At 42.6% G+C, this 15,059-nt stretch carries 13 protein-coding genes and 2 pseudogenes; 8 read left to right on the top strand and 7 right to left on the bottom strand.

The window, feature by feature from the left end; genetic code table 11:
- Positions 1 to 20 precede the first annotated feature (20 nt).
- Together MSWHS_RS07710 and MSWHS_RS20140 are read right to left on the bottom strand one after the other, a co-directional pair.
- Positions 21 to 2,372, bottom strand: coding sequence for a DUF3160 domain-containing protein (locus MSWHS_RS07710; RefSeq protein ID WP_048127339.1), 2,352 nt, complete (start codon positions 2,370 to 2,372; stop codon positions 21 to 23).
- Between the two features lie 89 nt (positions 2,373 to 2,461).
- Positions 2,462 to 2,626, bottom strand: a complete 165-nt coding sequence (locus tag MSWHS_RS20140; RefSeq protein ID WP_156148101.1) for a hypothetical protein — start codon at positions 2,624 to 2,626, stop codon at positions 2,462 to 2,464.
- 451 nt (positions 2,627 to 3,077) lie between these two features.
- Between MSWHS_RS20140 and MSWHS_RS20135 the strand changes: the two genes are divergently transcribed.
- The 5 genes and pseudogenes from MSWHS_RS20135 (at position 3,078) to MSWHS_RS07685 (ending at position 6,917) form a co-directional block, all read left to right on the top strand.
- Positions 3,078 to 3,233, top strand: a complete 156-nt coding sequence (locus MSWHS_RS20135) for a hypothetical protein (RefSeq protein WP_156148100.1) — start codon at positions 3,078 to 3,080, stop codon at positions 3,231 to 3,233.
- A gap of 343 nt (positions 3,234 to 3,576) precedes the next feature.
- Positions 3,577 to 4,053, top strand: a complete 477-nt coding sequence (locus MSWHS_RS07705) for an inorganic phosphate transporter (RefSeq protein WP_048159587.1) — start codon at positions 3,577 to 3,579, stop codon at positions 4,051 to 4,053.
- Positions 4,054 to 4,137: 84 nt separating this feature from the next.
- Positions 4,138 to 5,595: pseudogene (tnpC, locus tag MSWHS_RS07695) on the top strand (IS66 family transposase).
- Positions 5,596 to 5,598: 3 nt separating this feature from the next.
- Entirely contained in the window at positions 5,599 to 6,231 is a 633-nt protein-coding gene (locus MSWHS_RS07690) for an inorganic phosphate transporter (RefSeq protein ID WP_255353724.1), read from the top strand.
- Positions 6,228 to 6,917, top strand: a complete 690-nt coding sequence (locus MSWHS_RS07685) for a TIGR00153 family protein (RefSeq protein WP_048127335.1) — start codon at positions 6,228 to 6,230, stop codon at positions 6,915 to 6,917. Before MSWHS_RS07690 ends, MSWHS_RS07685 begins: the two co-directional genes overlap by 4 nt.
- A 133-nt stretch (positions 6,918 to 7,050) precedes the next feature.
- On the opposite strand, the gene MSWHS_RS20130 is transcribed toward MSWHS_RS07685, so the two are convergent.
- Together MSWHS_RS20130 and MSWHS_RS07680 are read right to left on the bottom strand one after the other, a co-directional pair.
- On the bottom strand, positions 7,051 to 7,212 hold the full coding sequence (locus tag MSWHS_RS20130; protein WP_156148099.1) for a hypothetical protein: 162 nt from the start codon (positions 7,210 to 7,212) through the stop codon (positions 7,051 to 7,053).
- 122 nt (positions 7,213 to 7,334) lie between these two features.
- A complete protein-coding gene (locus MSWHS_RS07680) occupies positions 7,335 to 7,541 on the bottom strand; it encodes a hypothetical protein (protein WP_011021873.1) in 207 nt (68 codons plus the stop codon).
- A gap of 155 nt (positions 7,542 to 7,696) precedes the next feature.
- On the opposite strand from MSWHS_RS07680, the gene MSWHS_RS07675 reads away from it, so the two are divergent.
- Together MSWHS_RS07675 and tnpC (MSWHS_RS07665) are read left to right on the top strand one after the other, a co-directional pair.
- A complete protein-coding gene (locus MSWHS_RS07675; protein ID WP_048158903.1) occupies positions 7,697 to 8,878 on the top strand; it encodes a tetratricopeptide repeat protein in 1,182 nt (393 codons plus the stop codon).
- 156 nt (positions 8,879 to 9,034) lie between these two features.
- Positions 9,035 to 10,492 (top strand): annotated as a pseudogene (gene tnpC / locus MSWHS_RS07665) (IS66 family transposase).
- A gap of 136 nt (positions 10,493 to 10,628) precedes the next feature.
- On the opposite strand, the gene glgP reads toward tnpC (MSWHS_RS07665), so the two are convergent.
- The 3 genes from glgP to MSWHS_RS07650 form a co-directional block, all read right to left on the bottom strand.
- Positions 10,629 to 12,308: an alpha-glucan family phosphorylase gene (glgP, locus tag MSWHS_RS07660; RefSeq protein WP_048130288.1), complete on the bottom strand. Its 1,680-nt coding sequence runs from the start codon at positions 12,306 to 12,308 to the stop codon at positions 10,629 to 10,631.
- Positions 12,309 to 12,509: 201 nt separating this feature from the next.
- The gene (locus tag MSWHS_RS07655; RefSeq protein WP_052722650.1) at positions 12,510 to 13,064 is read right to left on the bottom strand and encodes a DUF6141 family protein; all 555 of its coding nucleotides are present in this window, start codon (positions 13,062 to 13,064) and stop codon (positions 12,510 to 12,512) included.
- Positions 13,065 to 13,303: 239 nt separating this feature from the next.
- Positions 13,304 to 13,663 (bottom strand): carboxymuconolactone decarboxylase family protein, encoded by a 360-nt coding sequence (locus MSWHS_RS07650; RefSeq protein ID WP_048130286.1) that lies wholly within the window; start codon positions 13,661 to 13,663, stop codon positions 13,304 to 13,306.
- Between the two features lie 214 nt (positions 13,664 to 13,877).
- Between MSWHS_RS07650 and MSWHS_RS07645 the strand changes: the two genes are divergently transcribed.
- The gene (locus MSWHS_RS07645; protein WP_048127331.1) at positions 13,878 to 15,014 is read left to right on the top strand and encodes an aldo/keto reductase; all 1,137 of its coding nucleotides are present in this window, start codon (positions 13,878 to 13,880) and stop codon (positions 15,012 to 15,014) included.
- Positions 15,015 to 15,059: the final 45 nt, after the last annotated feature.

The raw sequence follows: 15,059 nt of genomic DNA, 5'->3' as shown, positions 1-15,059 counted from the left end.
AATTAAAAATTAAGAAATAATTAAGAAATGTAAGTAGAGGCCCACTCAGGCCTTTTCGGTGGGTTTGCCTCCAGCATTTCTCTCCATTTTTCATCGGTCAGGCGGTCGGACATGGGCTGTTTGAACTCGTAATAGCTGAAGACCGGACCTGCCCCGATAAGGATCCTGTCGTCCGGAAGTTTATACGCAACTACTAGCATGTCCACGTATCCAACCCCTTCTTCGAGTACGTTTTCTGTGTTGCCGTCGGTATGGACATCAGCTACAACTGTAGTTTTTCTGGCTTTCTCATCGACATCAGCTATAACCCCATCAAGCTGGTCCCCGAAATTCTTGATGAACTCGTAGTCTTCTTCTGTCAGTTCTTCGTTTTTGAGTTCCTTTTCCGAAATTGCCTGAAGCCTGGAAATTATAGTTTCAAGGTATGTAAGCCTTGTTTTTGATGTCGGATCAAGCACACCCATTTCATCCAAGCCCTGGTTTGTCATCTTCGTTAAGGCAAGCAACCTGGCGTAAAAGTCAGGGACTGGTTCTACATAGCCTACAACCGGTTTTTCTTCAGGAGGCATGGGCATAGATGTTTCAACTATGGTGTAACTCTGTTTGGCATAGAGAATTGTGTCATGCCTGAGTTCGGTCCAGGAAGCCAGTGAGGTGCTCAGTTCCTTGTCCTGCCAGGCGTCGGTCTGCATGAAGGTAGGGTATCCTTCTCCATGGTCCTTCAGGAGGGGCTGAAGGGAATAGAGCCAGGACCAGTAGAGGTTCCTGTTCCACTCAGCTGTACTAAAGTTCGAAAGCTCCGAATCCAGTTCCTCATACCGGACACTGTAATTTTCGTAGCTTGAATCGTTCAGCTCATCGAGCCAGTAAACTGCTCTTTTCGAGCCCAGGAGAGCCATTGCGTCAAGCCCGCGCGGGAAGCCGCGGATAGGCCTTCCGGCTCCTGAGATTACATAAGTGAAGGGTTCATCCCTCTCCCCCTGATATTCGCCTGTGTAGGCTCCGACCAGGTTTGAGAACATGTAAGAGTCCGGGATGAAACGCTGCCCCATAAAGCGGAAACCTGTGGTATTTTCGAGGCATTCGTCAGCCTGCTCCGGGGTGAAGGGTGGTTCCAGGATACAGTTTCCTGTGCCTCCGTAGATTTGCGGACCCTGGTTTTCGGCAAGTACAGCCTTTAACTCCTCTACTGCTGTTTCATTAAACTTCCTCTCTCCATTGTCAAAGACCTGGTCCATGGCTTCAATGTATTCGTAAGGTCCGAGGTCATCGGAAAATCCCACGTAAAAAGCCGTAACTCCGTAGATCCGGTCCCAGTTTTCAAGAAGTTCAGGTGAGTTTTCGAGCCGAGAAGAAATCCGACTTCCCTGGATAGTCTGGATGCGGGCATCTTTTGCAGGGTCCTTGGACTCTATCAATCTGTCCTTCAGGAGCATGCTCATCCGGCCGTGCCACATAAAGGCTCTGAAGTAGTTTTGCAGCTTCTCGGAGCGGGTATAGTGGCCTCTTGGCACGTACTGGGAATAATCTTCTTCGTACTTGAAAATAGGAGAGGTCGCAAAACCTCCGTGGGCTTCGATAAGAGCCAGTTCGGCTTCAACCTCTTCTTTTACAAACGATGGGACCTCAAAATGATATTTTTCTGCTGAACCTGTAGGGAAAAGAGCCTCATCAACAAAGCCGTAAGGATCTTCTACTGCCTGTACCTGTGAGGGCTTCGGCTGGAGCAGATTCAAAGCAACCGCAAAGTAGGCTGCATTTCTTCTTGCGGCTTCCTTTTCTTCATCGGAAGAACTGTTAAAAACATTGTTAGAAGCACTGTTATATTCTTCGACCGAGCTGTTCAGCAGAGCAAGGTCGGTCTCCCAGAGAGTATCATAAAATTCCTTTTCCTCGATCTGGCGCAGGGTCTCGTCAAACTGGATGTGGTAGAGGTGCAGAAGGGAGTCCGTGGTGATAAAAACAGGAATTTCCTCTTCCTTGAGGGTCACGTACATCGAAGTAATGTCTTCTTCTGAGGAGTCGTAAGGGTTTTCTATTACCACAAAACCATTGTTTTCCAGCATTTCAAGCGCTGATTCGTCCAGAGGGATTCTTCCTGAAAAGGCTGCGTAATTGGAGATTTTATCCATTTCCAGGGGCAACTCATAAGAAGGCGCTTTTAACTCGACGTCGAGGGCTTCCAGACTGTAATTTATCGGCAGGTAAGCCCCCTGCCCCAGAACCCTCGAGTAAATTACGGCTTCGGTTTTGAGCACACCTGCGGTGTAGCCGGATGTGTCCTGTCCTGCATCCTTTCCGGAGCAACCAGCAAAAAAAACAAAAAGCAGAAGCATCAGGTAGACTGATACAAATTTGGTTCTCGGATCCATTCTCGATACCTTGCAAAACCAGTAAAAAATAAATTAACGTAAAATATTAAGTATTTAGTACGTAAAAAAACGAACCCTCTCTTTTTCTGTCATTCGTGAGGGCTCAGAGGGTCAATTCTGAAAAGCAGGATCATAAATAACGTAGCAACAGCTCCTGAGCTCAAAAGAAGTGGGTCTCTGGTAATATTCAAAAGTGTTCCTGCAATTAGCAATAAAGCCCCTATAAACAGTAGAATTCGGAGTTTTCTGTTCAAAAATATTCTCCCCGTTTAGTTCCCATTTTAGTATATTGAGTTTTCAAATTATTCGTTTAAAACATTAAAATATACCCTAATTCCCTATCATTAATTGTTTCTCTTTAGTTATTTATTTTTCCATAAATAATTTATTTCTTCATTAATATTCAAAACCATTTTGAAGTTATGTTTTGAAACAGACAGTATAATGATGATGAAAATGATAATGTCATCTGTTTATTGAGGTCTCCATGGAAAACCAACCCCAAAAGATAAGGGTTTATATTTATTTATAAAGTAAAAACAAAGTTGAGATATTTTCAGAGAAAAAAGTTGACTATTTCCTGCAAAAAAAATAGAAAATAACTGACTGAATATTAATAAAAATTTAAGAAAGTAATTATTAGTTAAAAGGAAAAGAGATTAACGTCCTCGTGGAAGCCCACGGCAGGAGAACAAAAAACAGGTTATGCTTGATGATATCGACGATGTCAGGATAATCACCATAAGGCCTGCGTTTAAAAATTGGTTGATCTATTCCGGAATCCAAGAAGAATTTTTCAGTTTTCTCTCCCTGAGCCGCCCGGTGCTTGGGCTGACCTGCCTGAAAGACCAATTTGTTTGAATCGGACTCTTGTGCCATATCGAAAATAAATTAAATGGTCGTCAGACACCTTATAGAGGGATCTCTGCACTCGAAAAGAGAAATTAGAATATATTAAAAATAGGCATATATAGATCTATAGATTATATAGAGCAGCCTAAAATATATGGAAAACATAAAATATAATGAAATGGTCTGGAATACCATAAGAGACATGGATTTAAGAAAAACGGGTGAAGACTCCATAAATCAAGAATAAAATGGAAGAAATCTGAGGCATCATAGCAATTATGGATCTAGCAATTATGCATCATAGCAATTACAGCAATTTTGGAGTTAAAAATCTCTGGAGTAAGGAAAAAAAATGGATTTACTTGTCATAGCTATTATTCTTGCAGGCTTGTACATGGCCTGGAACATAGGGGCAAACGACCTCGCAAATGCTATGGGGACTTCAGTAGGAACGGGTGCCCTAACAATCAAGCAGGTCATTGTCATTGCCGCTGTGTTTGAATTCCTGGGTGCCGTATTCTTTGGGAAACGAGTTACCTCGACAATTGCAAAAGGGATCGTTCCCATTGATATGATCAGCCGCGTTCACCCGGATATCGTGGTGTTGGGGATGCTGGCTGCAATTCTTGCCGCAAGTTTCTGGATAACGCTCGCAACCTTTTACAACCTCCCCGTCTCAACCAGCCATTCAATTGTTGGTTCTGTGCTCGGCTTCGGGTTGATTGCAGCCTATAAAGGAATTATCTCTTTTTCTGACATTCACTGGTCTGCTCTTCTAAAAATCGTTGCCAGCTGGTTTATATCTCCGGTTTTTGGAGCTATTTTGTAACTATTCAGCCATACCTTTAGTAAAAGCAATTTTTCCTCTTTCCGAGGAAAAATTGCATATAAAATAACTCTCTTTTTCAACATCATGCTTACACGTGAAGAAATCCTTGTAACCTATGAAGCTGGTCCTGAAGCAGTTATTGTTGAAATCCAAGGATATGAAGCTATCATGGAGAAACAAGCTTCTCATATTTCTGAACTTGAAGAACGTGTAAGAGTTTTAGAGGCTCGTTTGAATCAAAACAGCCAAAATAGCAGTAAACCTCCTTCTACTGATGTTTTTTGTAATGAGAAACCTAAACCTAAGGGTCGCCACACAAGTAGTGGCAAAAAAGCTGGTGGCCAAAAAGGTCATCCTGGAAAGACTTTTGAAATGGTTGAAAACCCTGATTAGGTCATAGTCCATTCACCGGACTGCTGCGAAAATTGTGGTCATCATCTTGAAGATACTGAAGTTGATGACTATGAACGCAGACAAGAAGCTGAAATTCCTCCTGCAAAAATCATATTTACTGAACATCGTTGTGAAATCAAGAAGTGTCCTCACTGTGGGAAAGTTAACAAAGGCTCTTTTCCAGAGTCTATAAAATTCCCAATTCAATATGGTCCTCGTCTTTTAGCCTCAATTCTGTATTTTAGGAACTATCAATTGATTCCTTATGAAAGGACTTGTGATTTAGTAGAGGATGTATACGGTATACGTATCAGCCCAGCTACCATAAAAAGAGCAGAAAAGAAATGTTTCCAGAACCTGAAACCTTTTGAAAAAGCTGTTATGGAACATCTATTAGCTTCCTATTCTGCACATTGTGATGAGACAGGAATGAGAATTTTAGGGACAAAATGGTGGCTTCATGTAGTATCAAATAGTCTATGGACCTACTATTTCGCACACCCAAAAAGAGGGACAGAAGCAATGGATGCTCTGGGATTTCTTCCGCAATACAAGGGAGTAGCAGTTCATGATGGGCTTGCTTCATACAACAAGTATGGATGTGAACATGCTCTGTGCAACGCTCATCTTAAAAGGGAACTTACTGGGATTGAAGAGAATTTTAAACAGCAATGGGCTAAAGAGATTAATGAACTCCTCAGTGAGATGAAAAAGTATACTGATGAATGCAGAGAGATGGAAATTCCAATAGATCCAGAAAAAGTTCGGGAATTCGAGGAAGTATACGATGCAATAATTCAAGACGGAATCGAGGAAAATCCACCACCTGAGCCCTCAAAAGATCAGGTGAAAAAGAGAGGAAGACCAGCACAAACAAAAGCAAAGAATCTCCTTGATAGGTTCATAATACACAAAGAACCGATTCTGAGATTCCTCAATAACCTGAGAGTTTCGTTTGATAACAATCAAGCAGAGCGAGACATCAGAATGATGAAGCTACAACAGAAAATTTCGGGAACTTTCCGAAGCATAGAAGGAGCGGTAGCTTTCTGCAGAATTAGGGCATACATATCCTCAATTAAAAAGAATGGCATGAATGTAATGGATGCTATTCTAGCGGCGCTCAATGGAGCGCCGCTATTATCCTGATAATTGCAGCACTTTGCTGAAAAAACGTCTTTTTATCAGTGGCTGAATAGTTACGCTATTTTTGCGTTTCTGATCTTTTCTATTATAAGGAACCTCTACCTTCACAGGGCTTCAGATATGCCTGGCGTTGAGAAAAAGTTCATATTCTTACAGCTCATAACTGCCTGTTATATCGCATTTGCGCATGGGTCAAACGATGTAGCAAATGCTGTAGGTCCTCTCTCTGCCGCGCTTAACGTGATGAAAATAACAGGGACAGTAACAGGGACAGGAACCGAAGTCCCGATCTGGGTGCTTGTAATGGGAGGCCTCGGCATGGTAATAGGCATGGCAACCTGGGGCTATAAAGTGGTCGAAACCATAGGGTCAAAGATCACGGAACTCACCCCAACTCGAGGCTTTTCCGCACAGTTTGCAACTGCCTCGGTGGTTCTGTTACACAGTTACAGCTCCCTTCCGATTTCAACTACCCATACCCTTGTAGGTTCGGTTATTGGTGTAGGGCTTGCAGGAGGGCTTGCAGCCGTTGACCTGGGCGTAATCTGGAGGATTATTTCTTCCTGGATAGCAACAGTCCCCATAGCTGCCCTTACATCGGCAATAATTTTTGTGGGGCTAGAGGTGATCTTATTATGAAAGACTACATCCGTTCCGTACTCGACGTGGTCGCAGATTCTCCCTTCGTCCCCCTCGAAATGCATGCTAAAAAAGGGGTGCTTGCAGTTGAGAAGCTCGCTGAAGCGATGGACGCTTATTGCAAAGGAGATCAGGCACTTCTTAATGAGCGAACTGACGAAATCGATAAGTTGGAACATGATGCCGACAAAATCAAACAGAAAATAAGAGTAAGCATACCCTCCTCCATCAGGCTGCCGGTGAACAAAAAGGACCTCCTTTCTTTCCTCAAGCAGCAGGACTCTATCGCTGACTTTGCACAGGCTTCAGCCTATTGGATGACCCTGCGCTCCTGCAAAGACCTCCCTGAGGAGATCAAGGAAGGCTTCCTGGAACTCATGGCAGCCTCCCTGAAAACCGCCAGGATGTATAACGAGCTTGTGGGAGAACTTTACAAGCTGCTTGCAACATCTTTCAGCAAGGAAGAAATAAAAGAAACAATGCAGATCATCCCTGAGGTAGAAAAGCTGGAACATGATGTGGACGTGCTTGAGACAGCTCTCTTAAAAAAAATCTTCGAACACGAAGAGGCTCTTGGAGGGGCTGGTGTCTGCCATCTTATAGGACTTGTTGAAAGAATAGGAGGCATTGCTGATAAGTCCGCAAGTGCAGCTGACCGGCTGAGATCCATGATCGTCAGAAGGTAAGTTTCCTTTTTGAATTTTATCTTCCATTCTATTTTAAAATTTTTTCCAAACTCTACAGATCTATTGTAATTTATAGTTACAGATCTATTGTAATTTATAGTATATCTATTTCAGTACCCGGAGCTGGAAGCTTTCAGTTATCTTTCCATGCGCCGCGCAGGGCCTGGGCCGGCCAGTCATCCAGATAATAAGTGCCTGACAGGAAGACACCCCAATTAAGGGAGAGAAAGTGCTGAAGAAAAATCCCCAGGGCTGAAAGAATACTTTCCTTAACTTCCAGGAGCCTGTTTTTCAAATTAACAGGGAAATACAGGCGCTTCCGCCAGCTTATCTGAAGGAGCCGCGAAAAAAGAAAGAAAAACAGATTTGAAAGAGAAATAAGACCAAAACTTCTGCAGTTTTGACTTGTTTCTTTATTCAGGCATTATAGGCGTCATAGATCTGTGCGACCCATACAACCATTCCCATTAAAATCCCTATTCCGATAATGCTCATGAATGCGCTGATTAACAGGGCTGCCCAGACGCCAAGTGCCTTGGATACTTGCCCTTTTACAAGCTGGCCCAGGCCGGGAATGAAAAAAGAAAATAGTGCTGGAACGCCGTGTGTTTTTTTGTAACTCATAAATTTACCCTCCATTATTTATAACAAATATGCTGAATAAATGTTAATAACTAAAAATATTCGTTACCTTAATTAATTTGTTTGATTATTAAAACTTGAGGTAATAAGTTATTAAAAACACCGGTAAGCCCGAACCAAAACGCTCAAAGAAAGTTATGATCCGCAAAAAGCAAACCGAAAAACCCTTTGAATGGGACCCACCTGCTCCTTCAACAGTCTATATTAAAATCAAAAATATTCCTTATGAAACTTTCAAAACAAGGCTAAACCAGGGGCTGGTTACTACAGAGCTTGACCAGATACGGTACCGTCTGGAGAGGCACATCTACTGTTGCGGGGTCTGTTCAAAATACATAAATGGGTACTGTATAATCACTAACCTACGGACTGAGCCAAGATGGATCTGCAAATCCTTCGTGCCAAAAGAGGAGTTTATACATCTTGATTCTAGGCCTGACCGGGGAGATTCGGCAGGGTTCAGGTACCTCTCAGAAACCGGGCTAGAAAGAGACAAGACCAAAAGTGAAAGAAAAGCCGGAAGCCCGGAAAGTAGAGAGACGGAAGACATCTATGGAGAAGGTGTGGCTCTTTACAGACAGGGAAGGCTGAGGCTCGCGCTCAAAGCTTTTGACCGTGTGCTTGAAGCAAAACCTCTGGATTTTGCAGCCCTGTTCCATAAAGGAAATTCCCTGTTAAAACTCAAACGCTATGAAGAAGCTCTTGAGATCTTCGAAAGAGCCTCGAAAATTAACTCTGATAATGCAGGGCTCTGGACTAACCTGGGGTTTGCCCTAACAAAACTTGAGCGCTTCCGAGAAGCTCTTGAGGCTTTCGAGAAATCGATTTTCCTGAACCCTGTGCAGAAACACGCATGGGAAGGCAAAGATGCAGTGCTCGCCCGGATACACCTCTGTGAAGAAAAACTCCTTGAATCTGAAAAAACCCTGGAAATAAATCCTGATGATCCGGATACCCTGTTTGAAAAAGGGAAACTCCATCTCAGGCTTGGAGAACAGGAAAAAGCTGTGCAGTCTTTTAAAAAAGCCCTTGAAATAAAACCTGAAAATGCCAAAGCTTGGCAGCTCCGGGGAAAAATCCTCTTTAAAGCCGGTTCGGAAAAAGAGTCTCTGCACGCTTTTGAGAAAGCAACCCGTCTTAAACCCGATTACCCCGAAGCCTGGTATGAAAAAGGAAAGGTTTTCCTGAAACTTGAAAATCTGAGAGGTGCAGAAAATGCTTTTAAGATTGCAGCTGACCTCTGGGAAAGTAAAGGGCTCAAAGCAAAAGCTGAAGATGCCCGTGAAAAAATAAATCGACTGGGCTCAGGGAACGCGTAAATTTTTCTGGACTTTTTTCCTTTAACGGAATTTATTCCTTAAACTCCTACTTATTATGCATTTTGTTTGTAACTATTCAGCCATACCTTTAGTAAAAGCAATTTTTCCTCTTTCCGAGGAAAAATTGCATATAAAATAACTCTCTTTTTCAACATCATGCTTACACGTGAAGAAATCCTTGTAACCTATGAAGCTGGTCCTGAAGCAGTTATTGTTGAAATCCAAGGATATGAAGCTATCATGGAGAAACAAGCTTCTCATATTTCTGAACTTGAAGAACGTGTAAGAGTTTTAGAGGCTCGTTTGAATCAAAACAGCCAAAATAGCAGTAAACCTCCTTCTACTGATGTTTTTTGTAATGAGAAACCTAAACCTAAGGGTCGCCACACAAGTAGTGGCAAAAAAGCTGGTGGCCAAAAAGGTCATCCTGGAAAGACTTTTGAAATGGTTGAAAACCCTGATTAGGTCATAGTCCATTCACCGGACTGCTGCGAAAATTGTGGTCATCATCTTGAAGATACTGAAGTTGATGACTATGAACGCAGACAAGAAGCTGAAATTCCTCCTGCAAAAATCATATTTACTGAACATCGTTGTGAAATCAAGAAGTGTCCTCACTGTGGGAAAGTTAACAAAGGCTCTTTTCCAGAGTCTATAAAATTCCCAATTCAATATGGTCCTCGTCTTTTAGCCTCAATTCTGTATTTTAGGAACTATCAATTGATTCCTTATGAAAGGACTTGTGATTTAGTAGAGGATGTATACGGTATACGTATCAGCCCAGCTACCATAAAAAGAGCAGAAAAGAAATGTTTCCAGAACCTGAAACCTTTTGAAAAAGCTGTTATGGAACATCTATTAGCTTCCTATTCTGCACATTGTGATGAGACAGGAATGAGAATTTTAGGGACAAAATGGTGGCTTCATGTAGTATCAAATAGTCTATGGACCTACTATTTCGCACACCCAAAAAGAGGGACAGAAGCAATGGATGCTCTGGGATTTCTTCCGCAATACAAGGGAGTAGCAGTTCATGATGGGCTTGCTTCATACAACAAGTATGGATGTGAACATGCTCTGTGCAACGCTCATCTTAAAAGGGAACTTACTGGGATTGAAGAGAATTTTAAACAGCAATGGGCTAAAGAGATTAATGAACTCCTCAGTGAGATGAAAAAGTATACTGATGAATGCAGAGAGATGGAAATTCCAATAGATCCAGAAAAAGTTCGGGAATTCGAGGAAGTATACGATGCAATAATTCAAGACGGAATCGAGGAAAATCCACCACCTGAGCCCTCAAAAGATCAGGTGAAAAAGAGAGGAAGACCAGCACAAACAAAAGCAAAGAATCTCCTTGATAGGTTCATAATACACAAAGAACCGATTCTGAGATTCCTCAATAACCTGAGAGTTTCGTTTGATAACAATCAAGCAGAGCGAGACATCAGAATGATGAAGCTACAACAGAAAATTTCGGGAACTTTCCGAAGCATAGAAGGAGCGGTAGCTTTCTGCAGAATTAGGGCATACATATCCTCAATTAAAAAGAATGGCATGAATGTAATGGATGCTATTCTAGCGGCGCTCAATGGAGCGCCGCTATTATCCTGATAATTGCAGCACTTTGCTGAAAAAACGTCTTTTTATCAGTGGCTGAATAGTTACTTTTGTTTTTTGTAATTTATCCAATAAGTTTCCTGGTTTCTGAACAATATCAACCGATTGACCAGAGCAGCCTCCCTGAAGTTCACAGATAAGCATGAGTGACATAACGCCGCATCATCCTGTGGCTGTTGAAATAATATGCAACCATACCTATTGAGTTGTTAATCAGTTTAAACCACTCATCTTTACGGTCGTAATACATGGGGACGATAATGTAGTAAAGTTTGTTGTAAAGATCATCAAGCTCAGAGAGTCTGGCCTCTTCTACGGAAAAATGTTCTTCGGGCTGAGGTCCTATGGACCAGCCAGTAACCCCTTCAATCCACCCTTCAATCCACCAGCCGTCAAGCACGCTAAAATTTACGACCCCGTTATGGGCAGCTTTCATGCCACTTGTGCCCGAAGCTTCATACGGACGAGTTGGAGTGTTCAGCCAGAGGTCAACTCCGGAAACCATTTTTGCGGCCAAATCCATATCATAATTTTCCAGAAAGATGATCTTGATCTCGTCCCGGAGCGTTTTTATTATTTTGAAAATATCTCTTATAAGCTGCTTTCCAGCCTCATCATGCGGATGGGCTTTGCCTGCAAAGATAAGCTGAATCCTACCCTTCCTGTTCACCTTTCTGAGCCTTTCGAGGTCAGAGAGGATTAAGGTTGCGCGTTTATATTCCGTCATACGCCGTGCAAAACCTATTGTCAGGGTCTCATAGTCCATACCTACCCCTGTTCTTTTGTTAACCTCATCTATAAGCGCTTTTTTCGCACTCCAGTGGGCTTCCCAGATCTCGTCATCCGGGATTCCTCCGATCCTTACCAGGAGTTCAGGTTCATTTGCCCAGCCAGGCAGATATCGGTCAAAAAGTTGCCTGAAAAAAGGAGATGTCCAAGTATAGGAGTGGACACCGTTTGTTATTGCCTGGATTGAATATCCTGGGAAGAGTTCGTTTGAGGTCCGGCTGTGCCTTTTTGTGACTCCATTGACGTAGTTGGACAGGTTAAGGGCAAAAAGGCTCGTATTAAAACGGTCCGCCCCTCCAAACCTTCTTAGTATGCCCACATCGTTTTTATCCCGGAGCATGTCTTCCACAAGCCCATAATCGAACTTGTCATGCCCGGCTTCTACAGGAGTGTGGGTGGTAAAAATACAGAGGTCTTTTACTTTCATAGCGTCTTTGCCATTGCACTTTAAAAGTTCCAGGGCGAGCAGGCTTGAATGTCCTTCATTCATATGGTATTTTCGGATTTTAAAACCCATTGCCTCAAGCATCCGCACTCCCCCTATCCCGAGCACTATTTCCTGCTTGAGCCTGTAGGTATGGTCACCCCCATAAAGAAAATCTGTGATCCCGCGGTCTTCCCATGAGTTTCCTTCTACATTGGTATCGAGGAAAATTATGGGTACGCAGCCCCCTGTCTGGCTCTTGCAGTTATAGCGCCATGCCTGGATTTTAACCTCTCTGTCCTGAATTTTAACGCTCACTTCCTGCGGCATTTTGGTCATAAAACATGAAGGGTTCCACTCTTCGATTTGTTCGGTCTGGTTCCCTACGAAGTCAAGGCACTGCCTGAAATATCCCTTATTGCTAACCAGAGTAACTGCAACAAGCGGAACTTTAAGGTCTGAAGCCGAGCGGATTGTATCGCCTGCGAGCACCCCAAGTCCTCCTGCATATGTAAAGATTTCATTGCTAAGTCCTATCTCCATGGAAAAATAAGCTATTTTTTGACCTTTCAATACTCCTTGAAAACCATCGTCCATATCTGTAAATCCCTCTGTCTTTATTTTAGCACAGATATATTTAAAAAAATCTCTGGTAATCATTTTTAGTAACTGTCTTTGATTACTATCTCATTATTTACTCTAAAAATTATATTTACGGAGATGTCTCTGGTGATATATTAAATTGACCTACTGAATTGACTAAAAAAGTTAGATAAAAACTTAAGAAAGCTGGCAGAATTACCCGGACATCTGGTTTTTTATTGCCCTGTTGATAGCTTCAGAAAGTTTTTCAGGAACCTGAGAACCAATCATCAGTTTTTTTACCTTGCCCCCCTCCTCAAATTCGAAAAGCACGCCTCTGTTGCCTTTTGCATTATATGCAGTCCCTTTTAACCCGTAGCGTATGCCCCAACCTCCGTAATCCCTTATCGGACTGTAGGTCATGACTTCGTAACTCTGGATAATCGCTAAAGGAAAGAATCTGAAAGAAAAATGCAGCGGAAAAAATCGGACATACAGACCATCCTTCCTGACTTCGGTGATCATTTTGAGGGAATAGAAAAAAAATGGGAAAAGAACCCCTAAAACCAGCAGTAAACCAAGCATCATCCAGTCAGGGGCAGGATTATTCCCAAAAGGTCTCCTGAGAAAAAGCTGCTGGTAAGCGCCGTACCAGGAAACAAATGCTGGAACCCCAACAACAAGCCGGACCCACACCTGATCCATCTTCTGAACTTCTCTAAAGAGAACTGGATTACGTATCCCGCTCATTCCTTCTGTTGCGCAGTACATTATTCCGGTTTCCGAATATTTAATTAATACTTTATTATCATTTCATATAAATTTAGAGGATTTTTTCGAAAATATTATAAAAAGAGTTATGAGAAAACTATGTAAAAGTTTTTTAGAGAAATTGTATGGTATAATCCAGCAAAAGTGAAATGTCCAGCAAGAGTAAACTGGAATAAGGAGTGGTAAGAACTAAAAAAGAAATTTTTAAAAAGATTTAAAAAAATGGAGAAAAATGGTTTTTAAAACCCAAGTTTCTCCATTTCCTTCAAAATAGGTGCACTGAAATCCGTGAAATTCTGAATCCCGCCAGTCCAGGCAGCCATCATCATAGTATCTGAAATTTCAGCTCGTGTGGCTCCGAATTTATGAAGCCTTTCCAGGATCTTGACCGCGCTTTCAGTGTTGTTGTTGGAACAGGCGATAGCAAAGACCATCAAATGTTTCTGTTTCATGGAAAGCCCGCCTTCTCTCTCAGACCAGACGGCTTTATAAAAGCCTGCAAGCCCTTCGCCAAAATCTTCATTTATCTTTTCAGCGTAAACAACAGATCTGGGTAAAAAGCCCTTTACTTCTTTGATTGCTTGGATATTCTGCCCCATAATAATCAATATGTGATAGGCAAGGATCGGATATAACAGTATCTCTTAACACATCTCTTATTAGTTTCCACACTCACTTACAAAACATTGAAATATTTTATATAAAAAATGAATAATAAATAACGAAAAATAATAATAGATGACGAAAACTTGATTTGCTTTTTAAAACAATTACTTCTATATTGCTGGATAGACACAATCACAGGGACAAAAAATGTTATACCGCAAATTAGGAAACACGGGCGAAAAGGTCTCGATTCTCGGCTACGGCTGCATGAGGCTTCCAGTTCTCGACGACGCGCCCGAGAAAATAGACGAGGAAAAGGCAACCGAGCTCCTCCGCTACGCCATTGACCATGGGGTAAATTACGTTGACGCTGCTTATTCCTATCACGGCGGGATGGGCGAAGTTTTCCTGGGAAAAGCCCTTGCCGACGGCTACCGGGAAAAAGTCCTCCTTGCAACCAAGCTCTCCTGCAAACGCGTAAACTGCAAAGAGGACATGGACCACTTTTTAAACGAGCAGCTTGAAAAGCTCCGGACGGACTACATCGATTTCTACCTCCTGCACGCCGTAAAGAAAAGCTACTGGGAGAAAATGAAGAAATTTGGGGTTATAGAGTTCCTGGAAAGAGCTCGTGCAGCAGGGAAAATCAAATACACCGGTTTTTCCTTCCACGACGAGCTGGAGACCTTCAAGGAAGTCGTTGACGCCTACCCCTGGAACCTCTGCCAGATCCAGTTAAATTACCTGGACGAAGACTTTCAGGCAGGAATCGAAGGCCTGAAATACGCAACTGAAAAGGGGCTTGCAGTCGTGGTCATGGAACCCCTGCGCGGCGGAAACTTGGCTTCAAAGGTTCCGGAAGAAACCAAAAAGGTATGGGACCGTGCCAAAATCAAAAGAACCCCTGCAGAATGGGCTTTTCGCTATCTCTGGGACTATCCCGAAATCAGTGTTGTCCTGAGCGGGATGTCGAAACAGGAGCACCTGAAAGAAAACCTGAGAATTGCAGAAGAAGGGCAACCTAACTCCCTTTCAGCCGACGAAAAAAGCCTGATCGCAGAAGTTAAGGAGATTTACAGGGCCCGGACAAAGGTCAACTGCACTGGCTGCAGGTACTGCATGCCCTGCCCCTCGGGAGTTAATATCCCACGGAACCTCAGTTATTTGAATGACATTTATATGCTTGATGATGTGGAAAATGCCAGGTTCCAGTATGGGGTCCTTCTGTCACCTGAGGAAAAGGCAAGGAACTGCGTTGAGTGTGGGGAATGTGAGGAGGTTTGCCCGCAGAATATTAAGATAAGGGAGATATTGAAGGAAGTGAAGGAGTTTATGGAGGGGTGAAGAGCAGACCCTCTATTTTTTGATGTTCTTTCTTTTCACAAAAGA

This window comes from Methanosarcina sp. WWM596, from assembly GCF_000969965.1.
Lineage (GTDB): Archaea > Halobacteriota > Methanosarcinia > Methanosarcinales > Methanosarcinaceae > Methanosarcina.
This window is presented reverse-complemented; position numbering and strand designations above follow the sequence as displayed.